The organism is Aliivibrio fischeri ATCC 7744 = JCM 18803 = DSM 507, from assembly GCF_023983475.1.
In the GTDB taxonomy this organism is placed as follows: Bacteria; Pseudomonadota; Gammaproteobacteria; order Enterobacterales; family Vibrionaceae; genus Aliivibrio; species Aliivibrio fischeri.
This window is the reverse complement of sequence record NZ_CP092713.1, coordinates 12,481-31,802: the sequence shown is the minus strand read 5'-3', so window position 1 is coordinate 31,802 and position 19,322 is coordinate 12,481. Positions and strand designations below refer to the sequence as shown.

The following is a 19,322-nucleotide window of genomic DNA, read 5'->3' as shown; positions in this document are numbered from 1 at the left end:
GAGTGTGTCCATGTATTGATGGTAATAATTCGGTATGATTGAAATATAAGCATTTTATTTATAAGGTGTAAAAAGTTTAGCTATTTATAAATTAGAAAAGGATGACAGCGAATGACATATGACACATTAATTACCATCGGCGTTTTGGTTTTCTTGGTCTTAGTTCTTATTGCTCTAGGGGTTAAAATGGTACCTCAAGGCTATAATTGGACCGTAGAACGTTTTGGACGATATACCCAAACATTGCAACCTGGTTTGAATATTATTATTCCATTTATTGATGGTATCGGACAGAAAATCAATATGATGGAACAGGTTCTTGATATTCCAGCGCAAGAAGTGATTTCCAAAGATAATGCCAATGTAACGATTGATGCGGTTTGTTTTGTTCAAGTTGTTGATGCAGCAAAAGCCGCTTATGAAGTCAGTGACCTTCAACATGCTATTCGTAATCTTACATTAACGAACATGCGTACCGTTTTAGGCTCGATGGAACTAGATGAAATGCTAAGCCAGCGAGATATGATTAACGTAAAACTGTTAGCGATTGTCGATGCTGCAACCAATCCATGGGGTGTAAAGGTCACTCGTATTGAGATTAAAGACGTGCAACCACCAGCAGATCTAACTGCTGCAATGAATGCTCAAATGAAAGCTGAACGTAATAAACGAGCAGATGTACTAGAAGCGGAAGGGGTACGTCAAGCTGAGATCCTAAAAGCAGAAGGTCATAAGCAAGCTGAAATTCTTAAAGCTGAGGGTGATAAGCAAGCTGCAATCTTGCAAGCAGAAGCTCGTGAACGTGCGGCTGAAGCAGAGGCTAACGCAACCCGAATGGTATCAGAAGCGATTGCTCAAGGTGATGTTCAAGCCGTTAATTACTTTATCGCTCAAGGTTATACTGAGGCAATTAAATCGATTGGCCAAGCAGAGAATGGCAAAATTATTATGCTACCATTAGAGGCAACAGGTTTAATGGGCTCTGTTGCTGGCATTGCTGAGATGTTCAAAGCAGATAAAGAGGTCCAAAAATAGGAGTTCACCATGGAGTTTTTTGAACAGATGAATCATTGGCACTGGTTGACTTTAGGGTTGTTACTACTTGCTGGTGAATTATTAGGAACGGCGGGCTATTTTTTGTGGATAGGGCTATCAGCGGTGGCTGTTGGAGCGTTATATGCCGTGATACCACTTAGTTGGCAAATGCAGTGGATCAGTTTTGCTGTTTTTTCACTCTTTACGACTTGGTTATGGTGGCGCTATCAGCATAAAAAAGACATGAGTTCTGATGCAAAAAGAGCGCTTAATCAAAAAGATAAGCAACTGATTGGTCAAACATCTCGTTTGGAAGAAGATGTTCATGCAGGTTCTTGTCGAATTGTATTAGGTGATACCACATGGTCTGCTAAAAGTGCCGTTGATATAGAAAAAGGAAAGCTAGTTCGAGTAGTTTCTGTTGATGGTATTATTTTGACAATTGAACCAGTAAAAAAATAATTTAACATTTTCATTTAAAGTGGATAATTTGTTGTATTTAACCGCAATGAATTATTCACTTTTTTCACATATTCTTTGTGAAAGATATTTCTTTGTTTCAAATATAATTATCTTGCATTCATATATTCATAAATTAATGTACTTTTGTGCCTTTTTATTTTACTTTTTGCATCCTAGCCAAAGAATATAGCTATGGCGATAAAAATAATTATAAGTTAATTCAATGGACAAAAATTATGGATTATAAAAACCTAACGGTGCAAAAGAAAATTGCTACTGTTTTTTCTGTTATTGGTTTGGTAATGGTGGCATTTGCTCTATTCCTTTTACAAGAATTAAATAAAGTAGAAGCAGAAGTAATTAACTTTACTGACTCCACAGTACCGAGTGTGTTGTCTGCAGAAGAATTATATTTTGAAATGAATGCATATCGTCGAAATCAATATGCGGCATTAAATTATGAAACGAAAGATGCATTAGGCTTTTTAACTATTCTGTCGAAGCAAGAAAATGACATAAAAGCTGAACTTGCTGCGTATGAAGCGACGGTAATTACTGAGCATGAACGCCGTATCTTTAATCGCGTTAAAAATAGTTGGCAAACCTATACGACTCAACTTAAAGGTTTTAATAGCTTAGTTAGTAACCAAGAAATCAAACAAGCACAGAAAGAGTTAGTGAATACATTCATTTTATTTGAAAATGTAGGGGCAGCATTAGATGGGTTAATACAAATCAATATAGGATTTGTTGCGAATAACCGCACAGCCATCATGCATAGTGTTGATAATGTAACCACTGCAACAAAAGTATCATTTAGTGCATTAATTGCATTTATGATTTTTGTAACCTTCTTTTTAGCTCGTCAAATTTGCCGTCCATTACATTTGGTTGTTGAGCAATCTAAAGCGATCGCTGCGGGAGATTTAACTTTTGAACTTCGTCGTGAAGAAATTGGTAATGACGAATTAGGTGCATTAGCAGATACGAATATTGAAATGCAGCATCAACTGCGAACTTTAATTGAAAATACAATTTCAGCGGTAACTCAACTTTCAGTCGAAGTGAAAGAAATGAATGATAGTTCGGAAAAATCGTTCGATAATACGACAGCAATGTCAGATATTACGGTTGTTGCCGCTGCAATTGACGATATAAAAACAGCTATTGATGAACCTAAAAAAGAGTCAATTAAATTAAATAGTATCATTGAAATCATGAGTAATATTGCTGAAGAAACTCATACATTTGCTACTAATGTTGCGAGTGAAGCAGCTGTTTTGGATAAACAAAATGCTCGTTTTGAGGTGATGGTTACTGAAGCCCATGCTCTTGCTAGTCATACTCAACTATCAACGAAAAAAGCAGTGACGTTTATAGAATCATTGCAAGAAAATATGACGTATAAAAACATAGAGCAATCGAGAATAAAATTATCTCAATTAGCAAATACACTACAAACATTTTTATCTTATTTTAAAGTGTAACTATATAATAATGGATATAATTTTATTTGACGTTATTATTTTGACTTTTGAGCTTTAAAAAAAGTAATTTCACAATTATATTATCTAAAGTGGATAATTTATTATATTCGATATGATAAATTGTTCACATTTTTTACAAGCCTGCCTCAATGCCTTAACTGGATTAATATCCACCCCTAATTTGCTGTAATTATTGATATTTATCATATTTATAATTTGATGTACTTTTATGATCATTTCGTATACCTTCCGCGCCCTTGTCAGATACCTAATAAAAATAATGACAATAAAAATATAAATTAATCCAAAGGTCGTGAATTATGAGTTATAAGAATTTAGCGGTTCGCAATAAAATTGCCGCTGTATTTTTAGTTATTGCATTAGTAATTGTAGCATTTGCTACTTTTTTATTGCAGGAATTAAATAAAGTTGAAGAGAGGGTTATTAACTTTGCTGATTCAACGGTCCCTAGTGTTATTTCTGTTGAGAATTTGTATTTTGATATGAATACGCATCGACGTAATCAATATGCCGGGTTAACACTTAAGCAAGAAGATTTACCAAACTTGATTGCGACATTGGCATCTCAGGAAAGTATGATAAATGCTGAGTTAGCAAAATATGAAAGTACGGTAAGTAGTGATAATGAACGTCGTGTCTTTGATCGCGTTTTAACACATTGGAGAAAGTATGAAGATCTTTTAAAAAACTTCCCAGTGTTGATTCAAAATAGAGATATTGAGCAAGCACAATTAGAGCTTTCTAAATCTATTACACAGTTTCTTGAATTAGGTGATGCGATGGATGCTTTGGTTGAAACTAATTTAGGTTTTGTTGCGAACAACCGTACCTCAATTATGCGTAGTGTTGATAGTGTAACGATGGCAACAAAAGTCTCATTCAGTGCATTAATAGCATTTATGATCTTTGTTACTTTCTTTTTAGCTCGCCAAATTTGTCGCCCATTGAACTTAGTTGTTGAGCAATCTAAAGCCATAGCATCGGGTGATTTAACGTTTAAACTTAATCGTGAAGAAATTGGTAATGATGAATTAGGTGCATTGGCTGATACTAATATTGAGATGCAGAACCAATTACGTATTTTAATTGAAGATACGATTTCTGCGGTAACTCAACTTTCAGCTGCGGTTGAAGAAATGAGTGCGATCTCTGAGCAATCTTCACGTGGCATGCAACAACAGCAATCAGATATCACTATGGTTGCCGCTGCAATGGAAGAAATGAAGGCAACAGTTGCTGATGTAGCAAACAACACTGAAACAGCATCAACGTCTGCTCTAGAAGCGTCAGAAGAAGCGAAGCAAGGTAACCAAGACGTTCAATCTAACATTGAGCAAATTCAGATTGTTTCTCGTGATATTGAGCAAGCAGGTGAATTGGTTGAAGAGTTAGAGCGCGAATCAAATAACATCAGCGTAGTTGTTGAAGTTATTCGTGGCATTGCAGACCAAACAAACCTATTAGCATTGAATGCAGCGATTGAAGCGGCACGTGCTGGTGAGCAAGGTCGTGGTTTCGCGGTTGTTGCCGATGAAGTTCGCTCTCTTGCTGGTCGTACTCAATCATCAACAAGTGAAATCGTTGAAATCATTGAGAAGTTACAAGCAAGTGCTGCACACGCTAAATCAGCGACAGATCAAAGTTGTTCTAAGATCCGTGTGTGTGTAGAGCAAAGTGTTCAAACGGGTAACTCAATTCAAATGATTGAAGAAACCATGATGAAAGTAACGGACACGAGTATTCAAATTGCAAGTGCATGTAGCCAACAAGACTCAGTAACAGAAGAACTTGGTCGCAACATTCAAAGCATGAGCCTATCGGCAAGTGAAGTTGCACTAGGCGCAGAGCAAACGGCTCAATCAAGTGTTGAATTAGCGCAGTTAGCAAATAAATTACAAACTTCTTTATCGTACTTTAAAGTTTAATTTTTGATTGAGTTTAAAGAGCAAAGTGATGGCAAATGTCATCACTTTTTTTATGAGTCCATAGGAAATCAATAATAATAGAAGGAATGAATAAAAAATTTTTTTCAAAAAAAACATTAGCGTCTTGTTTGTTGGCGGTATAATTTTGACTTTTGAGCTAGAGTGAAAGTCATTTCACATTTTTGTATTGAATTTGGGTAAATTGTTACCTTTATAAATAACACCTTACTTACCTTTTTTATCATTTCAAAAATGCAATGGTTTGCCTGTTGCAAAATTTAATAACTCTTTAATTTTTTTAACTTTTATTGCAATTATAAAACCGTGTGACTTTTTACGTATTTTATTTTATTTTCTCGCCTATCTGCCGATAACGTTCGCAGATGAGCTAATTTATTAGTTCAAAATAGTAATGCTCATGGAACGAGTGAGAAGAATAATTTATAAGGTTGTAAAACATCATGAGTTACAAAAATTTAGCAGTGCAAAAGAAAATTGCAGTTGTCTTTTCTGCCATTGGTTTGGTGATGATTGCGTTTGCTTTTTTCCTATTACAAGAATTAAATAAAGTAGAGTCAGAAGTTATTAACTTTACTGATTCTACTGTTCCAAGTGTGTTATCGGTTGAAGACGTATATTATGAAATGAATGCGTACCGTCGTAACCAATACGCAGCATTAACATATCAAGAAAAAGATTTACCAACTTTATTATCAACCTTGTCGAAACAAAAAACACAAATTCAATCTGACCTTGATGCATATGAAGCAACGGTTGCAAGTGCTGATGAGCGTCGTGTTTTTGATCGTGTTGCAAATGGTTGGAATAAGTATTTAACTGAACTAAAAGAATTTAACGGCTTAGTTGCGAATAAAGATCTTAAGTTAGCCCAACAGGAATTGTTGGATTCTTTCTCTCAATTTGAAGAAGTTGGCGCAGCAATGGATGGGTTAGTTCAAAAAAACCTTAGTTTTGTTAGTAATAATCGCCAATCAATCATGAGTAGCGTTAATAGTGTAACGTTGGCGACTAAAGTATCTTTTAGTGCATTAATCGCATTTATGATCTTTATTACTTTCTTCTTAGCTCGTCAAATTTGTCGTCCATTAAACTTAGTGGTTGAACAGTCTAAAGCTATTGCTGCGGGTGATTTAACGTTTGAACTTCGTCGTAGTGAAATTGGTAATGATGAGTTAGGTGCGTTAGCGGATACTAACATTGAAATGCAGCATCAATTACGTATTTTGATTGAAGATACGATTTCTGCTGTTACTCAACTTTCAGCAGCGGTTGAAGAGATGAGTGCGATTTCAGAGCAATCTTCACGTGGAATGCAACAACAGCAATCAGACATCACAATGGTTGCCGCTGCAATGGAAGAGATGAAGGCAACGGTTGCAGAAGTGGCAAACAACACTGAAACAGCCTCAACGTCTGCCCTAGAAGCGTCAGAAGAAGCCAAGCAAGGTAACCAAGACGTTCAATCTAACATTGAGCAAATTCAGATTGTTTCTCGTGATATCGAGCAAGCAGGTGAGTTGGTTGAAGAATTAGAGCGCGAATCAAATAACATCAGCGTAGTTGTTGAAGTTATTCGTGGTATCGCAGATCAAACAAACCTATTAGCATTGAATGCAGCGATTGAAGCGGCACGTGCTGGTGAGCAAGGTCGTGGTTTTGCGGTTGTTGCTGATGAAGTTCGCTCTCTTGCTGGTCGTACTCAATCATCAACAAGTGAAATCGTTGAAATTATTGAGAAGTTACAAGCAAGTGCTGCACATGCTAAATCAGCGACAGATCAAAGTTGCTCTAAGATCCGTGTTTGTGTAGAGCAAAGTGTTCAAACGGGTAACTCAATTCAAATGATTGAAGAAACCATGATGAAAGTAACGGATACGAGCATTCAAATTGCAAGTGCATGTAGCCAACAAGACTCAGTAACAGAAGAACTTGGTCGCAACATTCAAAGCATGAGCCTATCGGCAAGCGAAGTTGCACTAGGCGCAGAGCAAACGGCTCAATCAAGTGTTGAGTTAGCGCAATTGGCTTCTACTCTTCAGCAGTCTCTATCACGCTTTAAAGTGTAATTTGACGAGTCATTGAATTGAACTAGTGTGTACTAGAAACTAGAAACTAGAAACTAGAAACTAGAAACTAGAAACTAGAAAGGAGATCATATGATCTCCTTTTTTTATGTCTTCATGTTTATATGGGTTGATATAAACTTAAATTTTATTTTTAACGGCTTTAATCAAGACAGATGTATCCATTCTGCCTAAGCCTTGTTCTTGTAAACTTTGATACTCTTTATCTACTTCTTCTGTTAATGGAAGTGAAATACCATTAGCTTTCGCTTCATCTAGGCAAATACCAAGATCTTTTCTCATCCAGTCGATTGCAAAACCAAAATCGAATTTATTCTGAGCCATGGTGCTTGCGCGGTTTTCCATTTGCCATGAGCCTGCTGCTCCGTGTTTTAATGTTTCAACGACAAGGTCAATATCTAGGTTGGATTTTTCAGCAAGGATCAATGCTTCACTTAATCCTTTTAATACACCAGCAATACAGATCTGGTTTGCCATTTTACAGCGTTGCCCTTGGCCGTTTTCACCAAGAAGTGTAATGGCTTTTGCAAAACTTTGAATAACTGGTTTTGCGATATTGAAAGCCGCTTCATTACCACCGCACATTACGGTTAATACACCATTTTCAGCACCAGCTTGTCCTCCAGAGACAGGAGCATCAATAAAGTGATTACCTTGATCTTCACAGGCTTTTGCTAATTCGATTGCTAGTGTCGCTGATGTTGTGGTGTTATCCACTAATATAGCACCAGGTTTTAATCCTGCAAGAATGCCATCGTCGCCATAAATCACGCTACGGACATCGTCATCATTTCCAACACAAACGAATACGATATCTGAGCCTTCAGAGGCTTCACGTGGCGTCGAAGCGGACTGTCCTTTATATTCTTCTGCCCACAGCTTTGCTTTCGCTTCGGTACGATTATAAACCGTTGTAGAATAACCTGCATTTTGAAGGTGACGAGCCATTGGGTAGCCCATAACGCCTAAACCGATAAAGCTAACATTAGTGATTTCCATGTCGTTCCTTATTTATGTTGTAATGTGATAGCCGTTTAATCTACTTTCTAAGTATTTATATGATTAATAGCTTGTTTATAGGACTCATGAGAATTAAAACATATCTTGTAACAGTTTGATATCTGAATATTAACCATGTTTTTATCGAGGTTAATACTTATTCAATAAGTCGATATTGAAATCGTTCAGATCAATACCAAAATTAATTTCAGCTGCTTTTTCATATAGTTCATTTATGCTTTTCTGAACTGAAGTAATCGTAAGTGTATTGTTATCCAAAATGAATACTTGCTTTTGAGTTGTATAATAGAAGGCAAGTATTAATAGTGAATCATGGTCATTTTGCTCTGCTTTTGTCTTTATCGCTGCAAGTTTTCGGTAAATACGATGATGGAGCTGTTTTAGTTTCCAAACATACATAATGTCATCGAAGTATGGGTAAGTTTTAACTTTATTCATAATGAAAGAAGTGGCGATGAGACTTAAGATGACGCCTAAAACATTGAGGTGAAAGTTACCTGTAGATCCTGATTCTGTCACACCTTCAAAACCCAAAAATGCAATCAGAATGGATCCAAATAAAATAGCAAGAGCTGCAAGTAAAGCAACAAAAGACACCATTACAAGATTGGTTTTCTTTCGGTAAGTATCTTTATCTATATTTTGAATTTTCATATCCGATCTCTCTTAATGGACTTATGCTTATTAATAAGTGTAGCGCGGAAATAAGTGGAATTGGAATTAAGAAAGAGTAACCGTTAGTGTTATCAAAAAATTAGTTATGAAAGGCCAATACGTTCTATTGAATGGTAATCAAAGGTAAAAAGCCATATCAAGAGGATCTGATATGGCTGATTTTTATTATGTAATGTCTTTTAATGCCAGAGTATCTTAAAAGATAAACTGGTATAAGAAACCGGCTCCCATTGCCATACCTAAAATCACAGTTAGAAAGGCAATAATCATTTGGTTTTTGAAGATAGATTTCAATAAAATTACTTCAGTTAAACTTGCACCAGCACTGCCAATAATTAATGCCATAACTGCCCCTAGACTCATTCCTTTTGCTGCTAATGCCGCACTCAGAGGGATAACCGCTTCAGCTCGAATGTACAGTGGAATACCAATAACTGCAGCTACAGGAATAGCAAATGGGTTATTTTCACTTGCCACTTTAGCGACAAATTCTGTTGGCATAAAACCGTAGATCATCGAACCAAGAGCAATACCGCCGATTAAGTAAGGTAATACTTTTTTGAAATCACTCCACGTGCTGTTCCAAATTTTCATCCATTTGCTTTGAGGTGCTTTTTTCTCTCCGCCACAAGTAGAACCACAGCATTTTGGTTCGGGTGCAAGGTAAGCACTTTCTTTTACGTATTCTTCAAAACCGAGTTTTTCTAATAAGTAACCAGCAATAACCGATACACCCATTGCAATCGCAAAGTAGAAAACGGTCACTTTAATACCGAAGGTAACCGCGAATAACCCAATAATAATAGGGTTAAGTAGTGGACTTGCAAATAAGAATACCATCATGGTACCAAACCCCGCTTTTGCTCTAAGTAACCCTTTTAAAAAAGGGATCGTTGAGCATGAGCAGAATGGAGTAATAGCACCTAATAAACCCGCAACAAAATACCCTCTGCCATTTTTTCCACTCAAGATACTTTGGATTTTTGAAGGTGGAATATACTCCTGCAAAACGCCAACTAGATAACTAATTAAAAGGAAAAGCACGGTTAGCTCTGCGGCTAAAAATGCAAACATATTAAGGGTGTCCATCACCATGTCTTGTGTAATTGTGAACATAACTCTAAATCTCTATATTTCTGGAATAATCGAAATATACGCTTTTCAATTAGCATGATCAACATATTTCTAGTAATATCGAAATATAAATTTAATGAGGAATAAATAATGGATATCGAAATTATTGCTAAAGCATTGAAAGAATTAGGACATCCGACACGTTTGGCTATTTATAAAGGGGTTGTACGTGCGGGTTATCAAGGAATTGCAGTGGGTGGATTACAAGAAAAATTGAATATTCCAGGTTCTACATTGTCACATCATGTATCAGGATTAGTCTCTGCAGGCTTAATTACACAGCGTCGGGAAGGGCGTACTTTATTTTGTGTTGCTGAGTATGAAAAACTCACGTCGGTGATTGATTTCTTGCAAGATGAATGCTGTTTTGATGAAGCTAGTGAAGCTAATGCGGATAAGTAGTTAATACAAAAAGGAATAATTAAATGAATGTTTATACTCAATTTGAAAGTCCATTAGGTCTTGTGACTGCTAACGCGAATGATGATGGCTTACTTGGTGTTTGGTTTGAAAGCCATAAAATGGAATTAAGTGATTTTGGAACGCGAGCAGATGATCATCCAATTTTAAAATTAACGGTAATCCAGTTAGAAGAGTATTTTCGAGGTGAGCGTCGTGATTTTTCTATTCCATTAGCGGCTAAAGGAACTGAATTTCAAAATAAAGTATGGAAAGCATTAACAACCATTCCATATGGTGAAACATGGTGCTACAAAGATCTTGCTATTGCAGTCGGCAATCCCAAAGCATCTCAAGCTGTGGGTGGAGCTAATGGCAAAAACCCTATCTCTATTATCGTTCCTTGCCACCGAGTGATTGGCAAAAATGGTAGCCTCACTGGATATGCTGGTGGTGTTGATATTAAAGAAAAATTATTGGCATTAGAATCAAATAAATAGACACATTGATTTAAGAACTATAAAGGAAAGATAAGCAAAAAAGTGGTTTTCTTTCCTTCCGATTGGACGGAAATATTGCCGTTATGTAGGTTCACAATTGAACGCACAATAGTTAAGCCTAAGCCTGCTCCTGTGCTACTTGAATGTTGTCTGGATTTATCTGCTCGATAAAAGCGTTCAAAAATAAAAGGTAAATCTTTATCAGGAATCTCATCACCTATATTTGAGATAGATAACATGATGTTACTTTGGTTTTCCTCAATCTTAATTTGAATATCGCTATCGGGTGCAGAGTGACGTATAGCGTTAGAGAGTAGGTTATTTGCTACGCGTTGAATCATGGATTTATCACCCCAAAGAGATCCATTCCCTGAGAGATGAATCGTTACTCCTGTCTCTTCAGATACAATGCTGTAATACTCAATAATAGGAGCGAAGAGTTGTCCTAAATCTAATTGCATGTTGTCTTTTAATAGTAAGTCATTTTCAGATTTAGCAAGATACAAGGTATCGTTAATTGTTTTGTTAATGCGTTCTAACTCTTCTAAGTTTGAAGATAAGATCTCTTGATATTCATGAGGTGTTCTTGGCTGCGATAAGGTGACATGAGTCTGAGTCATAATATTTGAGAGTGGCGTTTTTAATTCATGAGCGATATCAGATGAAAAATCACTGAGTCGTTCAAACCCAAGTTCTAATCTATCAAGCATCTGGTTTTGTATTTTTGCAAGCTCAACCAACTCGTTGGGTAAGTGTTCATCAGATAATCGAATACTTAGCTTATTTGGCTGAACTTGTTTGATGCGTTCTTGCAAATATTGCAGAGGTTTAAACCCCATATTTACGATGATAAAGCTGTAAATGAAAGAGAGTAGGCTCGCGATACTAATTGACCATATTAAAATGCCTTTTAGTCTCTTATTGAACTCGATGTGATGATCAATATTAATACCAATAAGCAGTCCGGTATAATTATTCTCGTTTTCTAGTGGGTAGTAGAGTGTTCGAAATGTACTTCCTGCATAAGTCCATTCGTTGATTTTCTTTGATTGTTTAAAGGCGCTGTCATTTGGGATCACATTGGTATTTTGGGTCAAGGTGCCATTATCATTGGCAATCCAAATGTTAATACCACGACTTTTTAAGGAAGCAAAAATTTCACTGCTGGTTATACCTTCATTTTCTAGTAAAACAAAAATGGAAGTGCGATTGGCGTTAATTAAACGAAGGTCTTCTTCATAAAAATGAGATTGGACAAGGTATTGAATGGCAAAGCCTAAGCCAATAAAGACAAATACTGAAGTAGAGAAAAACATTAATGTCAGTTTTAGTTTCATTGATAAGTAATGTTTTTTCATATAATTAGCATTCGTCCATTTTATAACCCATGCCACGAACGGTATGAATCAGCGGGGTGTCGTAGGGTTTATCTATTTTAGAACGGAGTCGTTTTACCGCGACATCAATGACATTGGTATCACTATCAAAGTTCATGTCCCAAATCAGGGAGGCGATTGTTGTTCTTGATAATACTTCCCCTTGTTTACGCATAAATAACTCAAGTAATGAAAATTCTTTTGCTGTAAGGGTAATATTATCTTGGTTTCTTGTTGCGGTTCGTTTTAATAGATCCAGTTTTAAATCATGCAAAACTAACTCATTTGATGATGGTTGCGAAATCACTGATTTTGCTCTGAGCGCATTTTCAACACGAGCTTTTAGTTCAGCAAAAGCAAAAGGTTTAATTAGGTAATCATTTGCTCCTAACTCAAACCCTTTAACTCTATCGTCAATTTGATCTTTGGCGGTGAGCATAATGATTGGCGTATCATTTTCACAATTGCGTAGTGTTTGTAGAATTTGCCAACCATTTAGCTTAGGTAACATGACATCTAAGATGATTAAGTCGTATTGATTGGTGGTTGCGTTATATAAACCGTCAGCACCATCTTGTGATAGGTCAACAGTATAGCCAGATTCTGTTAACCCCTTTTTTAGGTATTCTCCTGTTTTAGTTTCATCTTCAATAATAAGTAGTTTCATATTCTTACTTCTTTAATGCGTGGAGAATAATCAATGGTTATCAATACAATATAGACGTATCGTTCTTAGATGACACGTTGATTTAAATAAAATAACATAAAAAAATTAGTCATTTGAGTTGCGTTCTAGATAATGATAATTCGCATGAATTAATCCGGTGTATTGTATTTCCCCTTGCATATTCATTGTTTCTTGAACGGTAATATAGCTATCATCATCTAAGCCAATGCTTTGTGTTGTTGTTGATTCAAATGATGCGACTTTTAGGGCTTTTTTCAGTTCTTTTGGTGTACTTTTATCTAATTGATTTAATTTTGTTAACGCTTGATTATAAGCCGCTTGTTTTGTTGATAGGTTATCAGTGTGAATTACAGTACTGTTACTTTTGCTAATGTAATTACCGCTTGTGATTACTGGATTCGCCATTGCGCTTGAGCTTGCAACAATAATTAGAGTAGTTAAAGCAAGTGATTTGAATGATTTCATAATAGACTCCTTAATGAGCTTTTCTTGTTTAAGTAGGTTCATCATAATCAAGTGATGGTGACAACAAAGGGGCTATTGAATGACATTTTTGTCATCTTTATTTTTGTGTTTTTATCATTGAATTGAATTCACGGTTGCACTCTTAATTACTCAAGATTAGAATGCGAACGATTTTCATTTGAATGGTAAGTAAACGTGTCCCGTATTTTAGTTGTTGATGACGACATTGAGTTATGCAATTTATTGCAAGAAGTATTACAAGATGAAGGCTATGATATCGATTGCGTACATTGTGGTGAAAGTGCTCTTGAATTTATTCAAACGCACTCGATTGATCTTGTTTTGCTTGATGTAATGTTACCAAAGCTAGATGGTTACCAAGTGGCTCGTCGTATATGTCAGCGTTTTGCTACCCCAATTCTTATGCTTACGGCATTAGGCGATGAAGCGTCTATGCTTGATGGATTACAAGCGGGGGCGGATCATTTCATTGCAAAACCTTTTAATGTGCCAGAGTTGCTTGCAAGGATCACAGCGATTTTACGTCGTGTAGGACTTGAACGTCAGCGTCAAAGCTATGTAGGTGCAACAGAAGATTTAGCGGAACAATTCTTACGTCTACCTTTAACTGAAACGGAATCAGAGTTACTGCAATACTTAATTAAAAATACGGATGTTGTTGTATCTAAAGCCGATTTACAAACCAATATTTTGAAAAAAGAGTTATGCCCATTTGATCGTAATTTGGATATGCATATCAGCAATATCCGCCGTAAATTATTGCAATCAGGCTTATCGAAACAGCATATAAAAACGGTTCGTGGGCGTGGTTATAGTTTTATTAAAGTGGTTAATGGGTAGGGGGAATGACGTTGCTTCGATGGTTTGAGTCGTGTCCCTCTTTTATTTGTAAATATAAAAATGGCCTAGCATTCCGTTTATTTAGTGCTTTTGCTGTGAGTTTATTTTTAATTATCTCTTTGCAGAGCTTGGCCGAAATTGCGTTGATGAAATCCATGCTCCGTATTCCTAGCTCTATTCAGACTAAAATGTTGGACTTAGCTGATCAAGCTAACATTTTAATAGAAGAAGGAGATATGGATGAGTTAGCGGATTGGGCGAGCGCGCAAGAGTATTATTTATTTGTTTTGGACCAAAATAATCGTCCAATTACTCACCGTGATATGCACCCTCACTTTGAGTTTAAACTGAAATTTTTACGTCCTTTAAATACGCAATTGGATAATGAAGTTAATCAACCCATTATTGGTATTCCATTAGAAAAAGGGTTAACTATTGTGATTCAAATGCCGTATCAATATCACCCAGCTAAAAATTTCCCTCTTTATTTTGGGATTATTAAATTAGTTATTTCAGTATTGATATTAGGGTTGTTCTCTTGGGTTATTGCACGATATTTACAGCGACCTTTAGATAAGTTGAGAGAGGTTAGTCATAAGCTTGCTCAAGGTGATTTTGACGTAAAGGTGAGTCACGAAATTGGAAATTCGGTTCGAGAGTTCAGTGAATTAGCTCATGATTTTGATAACATGACACATGAAATTCACTCGTTAGCAGAAAAACAGCAGCGACTTATTCGTGATGTTTCACATGAATTAAGAACCCCATTGGCTAGACATAATCTTGCACTTCATTTATTAAAAAAGAAGGTTGATCCTGATTATATTCATTTAGTTAACCGTTTGGAAAATGAGTCTAATGAGATGAATGATTTAGTTGGAGAAATCTTAGAATTTAGTCGATTAGAGAATTCTCGCTATAACACTAAACTAGAGCCTGTATTGCTTGAAAGCTGTATTTCCGCACAAGTGATTCAAAGCCGTATGGATTTAAAATCTGCACAATGTTTGGATTTTATCTGCTCTAAAGAAGCTCCAGTTGTTCATGCTGAGCCTCGCTTAGTAACTAGAATGGTTAAAAACTTAATAACCAATGCGATTAAGTACGCTGGCGATAATGCATATATTCAAGTGGTTATCACAGAGTATCGAAGCCGTGAGAAAAACCATGTGGCAATTATTGTTGAAGATAATGGTCCGGGCATACCAGAAGATCAGCTCTTAAATATATTCTCACCCTTCACACGTTTAGAGTCGGCAAGAGATAAGCAATCAGGCGGTTATGGGCTCGGCTTGGCTATTGTAAAAGAATCGATGTCCGTAATGAAAGGCCGAGTTGTTGCGGAAAACCGTAAAGAAGGCGGTTTAAGAGTATCGTTGTTGTTTCCTGTTTAGTATTGTTTTACAGATTAGATAAAAAGAAACCCGAGTGCGAATGTACTCGGGTTTTTTATTTATTAAGGCTTATTTATTAAGGATTACCCATTCATTGGTGGAGTAAATGCCGTTAATGTTGGTGCAACACCTGTGAATTTTTCAATTTTCACAACACCAGAGTTACCGCAGTTACCATTACCCAAACGTGATGTTGGTATATCCATAGTTAATACGTTTGGACCACCGTTTTTACACATACCAGTTTTAGGATCTAAGTCAGGCCATGCACCTTCATGGATACATACACTGCCTTTTTTGATGCCATCAGAAACATGAGCACCAACCAAAACTTGACCACGTTGGTTGTAAGCGCGAACTAAGTCGCCATCTTTAATACCACGAGCTTTAGCATCTTCTGGGTGAATCGTAATTGGCTCACGATCTTGGATTGCATACTCTTTACGAAGATCAGCATAGTTAAATTGACTATGTAAGCGGTGTGCAGAGTGCGACGTCATTAATTGAAGTTCGCCATCTGTGTAGTTGAACATCCACTCTGTTGGCTCCATCCATACAGGGTGTGGAGGACAATCATCTAACTTAAAGCCTTCGATGGTTTTTGAGAAGATTTCAATCTTACCACTTGGTGTGCCTAGTGGGTTCATGATTGGATCTTTACGGAAGTCACCAAAACGAACAAACTCGGCATTCTTCGCATTCCATTTCATTTCGATAAGTTGGTTCGCTTCCCAGAACTTAGAGAAATTCATCATAGGAATACGTGCGTTACGACCGCCTTGTTGTGCTGTTTTATAGAAATCACGAAGCCATTCCATCTCCGTTTTATTTTCCATGTACACATTACGGCCTCCTGGTTTTAGATGTTCAGCCATATCTGCGAAAACATCTAAATCGTTACGTGCTTCATGCTGTGGTTCAACAACTTGCTTCATTGGAACAAGGTGTTGGTTAGAGTAATCACCAGTCATCGTCATGTCATTACGCTCGAATGAGGTAGTAATTGGTAAAACGATATCTGCATGTTTAGCAGCAGCAGTCCAATATGGTTCTGAAATAACGATCAGCTCAGGTTTTTGCCACGCTTTAATCAAACGGTTGGTATCTTGGTGGTGTGTAAAGTTTGCACCGCCTGCCCACCAAATCATTTTTAACTCAGGGAAGGTTAATGTATGACCATTGTGTTGAAATTGAGAGCCTGGTTTTTCTAAACATTCAACAATACGAGCAACAGGGAAAGCCGTTACTGAACCTTGAACTGCCCAGTCGTTACCTGCCGATGAACCACCGCCTAATGATGCTGACATAGCTGGTAATACACCTGCATCACGTGTTGGGTTACCGCCATTAGAGTAGTGGTATGAGTAACCAAAACCACCGCCCGGTAGGCCAACTTGACCAAGCATAGAAGCAAGAACGGTTAACATCCAGTGGCGCTGTTCACCATGTTGTTGACGTTGCATACCCCAACCAGCCATAAGCATTGTGCGGTTTTCTTTGAAGATTTTAGCCAGCAGCTCCATCTGTTTTGCTGGTACACCACAAATCGCTTCTGCCCATTGTGGTGATTTCTCAATACCGTCTTCTTTACCCATTAAGTACGCTTCAAATTGATCGAAGCCGACTGTGTATTTAGAAAGGAACTCAGTATCGTGCTGCTGTGTTTTAACTAATTGATGAGCAATACCCATCATCATTGCCACATCTGATTGTGGGTTTGGTGCAATCCATTGTGCATTATCACCAAAGAATTCAGCGGTTTCTGAACGCATTGGGTCAATAATGATGATGGTTTTGCCTGATTTTTTCAGTTGATGGAAAAACTCAAGACCTTGTCCGTCTGTTGAAGACCATGCAATTTTTAGTGTGTTTAATGGGTTAAGACCCCATAGCACAACCACTTCACTGTTTTCTAAAATAACAGGATAAGTTGTTTGTTGTTCATACACTTCGATAGAGCCAACAACGTGCGGCATGATAACTTGAGCTGCACCTGTTGAGTAATCGCCTAAGTGGCCAGCATAACCACCAGACATACTCATGTAACGTTGCAGTAGGGTTTGTGCTTTATGTAACACACCACTTGAACGCCAACCATAAGAGCCGGCAAAAATAGACTCAGGCCCGTTTTCTTTACGAATACGCATATGTTGTTCGTGAATTAGTTTGTATGCCTCATCCCATGAAACACGTACAAACTCATCACTACCACGAACACCTTGAGGGTTGCTTGGGTTTTCTAAGTAACCTTTTCGAACCATTGGGTATTTTACACGAGCTTTTGTATAAACTTGCGATGGCCCCGTTTGTTGTAAGCTATTAGGTACGGTTTGAGCTAAACCACTTTTGGTTGATAGCAGTTCGCCATCTTTTACTTCACAAAGTAATGGGCCCATACGACCAGCAGTTAAAACCAATGAATCTGTGCGACCAGCAGTAGCGGCATTAACAGATAAAGGAGCGATAGACGTAATCGCTAGTGCACCAGCTGATGCACCTGCGCCTTTTAAAAAGCCGCGACGAGAAATGTTAGTCATAGTCACTCTCTCTTATTTGTGATTAGCCACGTCTTTAGCGTGGTTTTGGAAGAATTTAGTTAGGATTTCTAGGTTTAGTGCTGAAATATCAGTACGTGCACCCATGCTTTTAGCTACAGGACCCCAAGAGTTCACTGTGAAGTGATTTGCTGGAATTTTGGCATGACATGTTGAACAGTACACATTATCAAGCTCTTCAGCGTAGTCCCATAAAGGTTGGTTTGAAGCTAGAACAGGAGCATCGATTGTGCCTGTTAACTCGGCGCTGCGCCATTCATTGCCGTAAGCATCGGTAGTTGCTTCACCCAGAGTTAATGCTTTAATGCCTTTTTCTGTTAGTGTCGCGATGATTGAACGTTGGCCTTCACCCATGTAAATAACTGATTCAGCCCCTTTCATTTGGAAGCCTGAAACCGTTACCGTACGAGTTTCATCTTTTGCACTCACTGTTGTAAGTTCAACCGTTGGGTTGATGATGGCAAGATCAGACATCTTAATATTTTCAATAGGGTAAACTTTTTCAGCATCAAGCTTGGTGTTTTTCGCCATATCAAATAAATGATCGAATGCAGACGTATCTAGCTTAGCTTGAGGTGCAAAGTGAGCAACACCTTTGTGACAGTCAATACAGGTTTGGTTGTTTTCTTGTCCATAAGCATGCATTTTTTGTGCGCTTACTGATTGGTCATAGGTTTCCATTGCATCAAAACTATGACAAGAACGACATGTCGCTGAATCATTTTCACGCATTTGTTCCCACACTGTTTCAGCCATAGCTAAACGATGCTCTTCGTATTTTTCATCCGTATCAATTTTACCAGTAACGAATTCATGATAGATGTCTTTAGAGGCACGGATTTTAGTAATTAAGTAATCAATTGGTTCTTGAGGAATGTGACAGTCTGCACATTCAGCACGAATGCCTTTTTGGTTACTAAAATGAACGGAACCTTGATATTCATGCAGTGGTTTTTCCATCGTATGGCATGAAACACAAAACTCAGTACTAGAAGTGGCGTGGAGAACTGCTTGCGTACCGCCAAAGGTTAACCAACCAATGGCAATACCTACAGCAGCGATTAAAGCGATATAGCGTTTGTTCATAATAATGATCCTTAATTTAGCCACATTCTATGTGTGGTCAATCGCAATATTACCACTTTGGGGTTAACGGTATATAAGTAAAAAATAAAATATTTCAAAAAGTGTAATCTAATGCTCAAAAATGAGAGTTCTAT

The 19,322-nt window shown here is 37.3% G+C and carries 17 protein-coding genes; 9 read left to right on the top strand and 8 right to left on the bottom strand.

Going from position 1 to position 19,322, the window contains the following annotated elements; genetic code table 11:
- Nucleotides 1–111 precede the first annotated feature (111 nt).
- From AVFI_RS13845 to AVFI_RS13825, 5 genes are all read left to right on the top strand, one after another.
- Nucleotides 112–1,035 (top strand): SPFH domain-containing protein, encoded by a 924-nt coding sequence (locus tag AVFI_RS13845; RefSeq protein WP_011263064.1) that lies wholly within the window; start codon nt 112–114, stop codon nt 1,033–1,035.
- A gap of 9 nt (nt 1,036–1,044) precedes the next feature.
- Nucleotides 1,045–1,497 carry an NfeD family protein gene (locus tag AVFI_RS13840; RefSeq protein ID WP_054775471.1) on the top strand — a complete coding sequence of 151 codons (453 nt, stop codon included), beginning with the start codon at nt 1,045–1,047 and terminating at the stop codon, nt 1,495–1,497.
- A 236-nt stretch (nt 1,498–1,733) separates the two neighbouring features.
- Entirely contained in the window at nt 1,734–2,984 is a 1,251-nt protein-coding gene (locus tag AVFI_RS13835) for an MCP four helix bundle domain-containing protein (RefSeq protein ID WP_012535020.1), read from the top strand.
- A gap of 320 nt (nt 2,985–3,304) precedes the next feature.
- Entirely contained in the window at nt 3,305–4,930 is a 1,626-nt protein-coding gene (locus AVFI_RS13830; RefSeq protein ID WP_199414891.1) for a methyl-accepting chemotaxis protein, read from the top strand.
- A 461-nt stretch (nt 4,931–5,391) separates the two neighbouring features.
- Nucleotides 5,392–7,017, top strand: a complete 1,626-nt coding sequence (locus tag AVFI_RS13825; RefSeq protein ID WP_199414892.1) for a methyl-accepting chemotaxis protein — start codon at nt 5,392–5,394, stop codon at nt 7,015–7,017.
- Between the two features lie 138 nt (nt 7,018–7,155).
- Here AVFI_RS13825 and AVFI_RS13820 read toward each other — a convergent pair whose 3' ends face one another.
- The 3 genes from AVFI_RS13820 to AVFI_RS13810 all read right to left on the bottom strand — a co-directional run bounded on the left by AVFI_RS13820 (nt 7,156) and on the right by AVFI_RS13810 (nt 9,846).
- Nucleotides 7,156–8,034 carry an NAD(P)-dependent oxidoreductase gene (locus AVFI_RS13820; protein ID WP_054775472.1) on the bottom strand — a complete coding sequence of 293 codons (879 nt, stop codon included), beginning with the start codon at nt 8,032–8,034 and terminating at the stop codon, nt 7,156–7,158.
- 150 nt (nt 8,035–8,184) lie between these two features.
- Nucleotides 8,185–8,709 carry a DUF3087 domain-containing protein gene (locus AVFI_RS13815; RefSeq protein WP_054775473.1) on the bottom strand — a complete coding sequence of 175 codons (525 nt, stop codon included), beginning with the start codon at nt 8,707–8,709 and terminating at the stop codon, nt 8,185–8,187.
- Nucleotides 8,710–8,925: 216 nt separating this feature from the next.
- Nucleotides 8,926–9,846, bottom strand: a complete 921-nt coding sequence (locus tag AVFI_RS13810; RefSeq protein ID WP_188863525.1) for a permease — start codon at nt 9,844–9,846, stop codon at nt 8,926–8,928.
- Nucleotides 9,847–9,954: 108 nt separating this feature from the next.
- Here AVFI_RS13810 and AVFI_RS13805 point away from each other — a divergent pair, with 108 nt between their 5' ends.
- Nucleotides 9,955–10,266 (top strand): ArsR/SmtB family transcription factor, encoded by a 312-nt coding sequence (locus AVFI_RS13805; protein ID WP_017019358.1) that lies wholly within the window; start codon nt 9,955–9,957, stop codon nt 10,264–10,266.
- Between the two features lie 23 nt (nt 10,267–10,289).
- A complete protein-coding gene (locus AVFI_RS13800) occupies nt 10,290–10,763 on the top strand; it encodes a methylated-DNA--[protein]-cysteine S-methyltransferase (RefSeq protein ID WP_054775474.1) in 474 nt (157 codons plus the stop codon).
- Between the two features lie 17 nt (nt 10,764–10,780).
- Here AVFI_RS13800 and AVFI_RS13795 read toward each other — a convergent pair whose 3' ends face one another.
- From AVFI_RS13795 to AVFI_RS13785, 3 genes are all read right to left on the bottom strand, one after another.
- Complete coding sequence (locus AVFI_RS13795) at nt 10,781–12,121, bottom strand: heavy metal sensor histidine kinase (RefSeq protein WP_188863524.1); 1,341 nt, start codon at nt 12,119–12,121, stop codon at nt 10,781–10,783.
- 4 nt (nt 12,122–12,125) lie between these two features.
- A complete protein-coding gene (locus AVFI_RS13790) occupies nt 12,126–12,806 on the bottom strand; it encodes a heavy metal response regulator transcription factor (protein WP_011263077.1) in 681 nt (226 codons plus the stop codon).
- 105 nt (nt 12,807–12,911) lie between these two features.
- A complete protein-coding gene (locus AVFI_RS13785) occupies nt 12,912–13,292 on the bottom strand; it encodes a DUF3316 domain-containing protein (RefSeq protein WP_054775476.1) in 381 nt (126 codons plus the stop codon).
- A 195-nt stretch (nt 13,293–13,487) separates the two neighbouring features.
- Between AVFI_RS13785 and AVFI_RS13780 the strand changes: the two genes are divergently transcribed.
- The gene (locus tag AVFI_RS13780; RefSeq protein ID WP_054775477.1) at nt 13,488–14,153 is read left to right on the top strand and encodes a response regulator transcription factor; all 666 of its coding nucleotides are present in this window, start codon (nt 13,488–13,490) and stop codon (nt 14,151–14,153) included.
- A 5-nt stretch (nt 14,154–14,158) separates the two neighbouring features.
- Nucleotides 14,159–15,547 (top strand): sensor histidine kinase, encoded by a 1,389-nt coding sequence (locus AVFI_RS13775; protein ID WP_065640554.1) that lies wholly within the window; start codon nt 14,159–14,161, stop codon nt 15,545–15,547.
- A gap of 83 nt (nt 15,548–15,630) precedes the next feature.
- On the opposite strand, the gene AVFI_RS13770 is transcribed toward AVFI_RS13775, so the two are convergent.
- Both AVFI_RS13770 and AVFI_RS13765 read right to left on the bottom strand, forming a co-directional pair.
- Nucleotides 15,631–18,084 (bottom strand): molybdopterin guanine dinucleotide-containing S/N-oxide reductase, encoded by a 2,454-nt coding sequence (locus AVFI_RS13770; protein ID WP_012535262.1) that lies wholly within the window; start codon nt 18,082–18,084, stop codon nt 15,631–15,633.
- A 12-nt stretch (nt 18,085–18,096) separates the two neighbouring features.
- On the bottom strand, nt 18,097–19,194 hold the full coding sequence (locus AVFI_RS13765) for a NapC/NirT family cytochrome c (RefSeq protein ID WP_026029330.1): 1,098 nt from the start codon (nt 19,192–19,194) through the stop codon (nt 18,097–18,099).
- Between the last annotated feature and the right edge of the window lie 128 nt (nt 19,195–19,322).

Bases quoted from the DNA above. Each gene is read 5' to 3' on its own strand.
- AVFI_RS13770 (WP_012535262.1), bottom strand. From the start codon at position 18,084: ATGACTAACATTTCTCGTCGCGGCTTTTTAAAAGGCGCAGGTGCATCA.
- AVFI_RS13820 (WP_054775472.1), bottom strand. From the start codon at position 8,034: ATGGAAATCACTAATGTTAGCTTTATCGGTTTAGGCGTTATGGGCTAC.
- AVFI_RS13775 (WP_065640554.1), top strand. From the start codon at position 14,159: ATGACGTTGCTTCGATGGTTTGAGTCGTGTCCCTCTTTTATTTGTAAA.
- AVFI_RS13840 (WP_054775471.1), top strand. From the start codon at position 1,045: ATGGAGTTTTTTGAACAGATGAATCATTGGCACTGGTTGACTTTAGGG.
- AVFI_RS13830 (WP_199414891.1), top strand. From the start codon at position 3,305: ATGAGTTATAAGAATTTAGCGGTTCGCAATAAAATTGCCGCTGTATTT.
- AVFI_RS13835 (WP_012535020.1), top strand. From the start codon at position 1,734: ATGGATTATAAAAACCTAACGGTGCAAAAGAAAATTGCTACTGTTTTT.
- AVFI_RS13810 (WP_188863525.1), bottom strand. From the start codon at position 9,846: ATGTTCACAATTACACAAGACATGGTGATGGACACCCTTAATATGTTT.
- AVFI_RS13790 (WP_011263077.1), bottom strand. From the start codon at position 12,806: ATGAAACTACTTATTATTGAAGATGAAACTAAAACAGGAGAATACCTA.
- AVFI_RS13785 (WP_054775476.1), bottom strand. From the start codon at position 13,292: ATGAAATCATTCAAATCACTTGCTTTAACTACTCTAATTATTGTTGCA.
- AVFI_RS13800 (WP_054775474.1), top strand. From the start codon at position 10,290: ATGAATGTTTATACTCAATTTGAAAGTCCATTAGGTCTTGTGACTGCT.
- AVFI_RS13805 (WP_017019358.1), top strand. From the start codon at position 9,955: ATGGATATCGAAATTATTGCTAAAGCATTGAAAGAATTAGGACATCCG.
- AVFI_RS13795 (WP_188863524.1), bottom strand. From the start codon at position 12,121: ATGAAAAAACATTACTTATCAATGAAACTAAAACTGACATTAATGTTT.
- AVFI_RS13825 (WP_199414892.1), top strand. From the start codon at position 5,392: ATGAGTTACAAAAATTTAGCAGTGCAAAAGAAAATTGCAGTTGTCTTT.
- AVFI_RS13845 (WP_011263064.1), top strand. From the start codon at position 112: ATGACATATGACACATTAATTACCATCGGCGTTTTGGTTTTCTTGGTC.
- AVFI_RS13815 (WP_054775473.1), bottom strand. From the start codon at position 8,709: ATGAAAATTCAAAATATAGATAAAGATACTTACCGAAAGAAAACCAAT.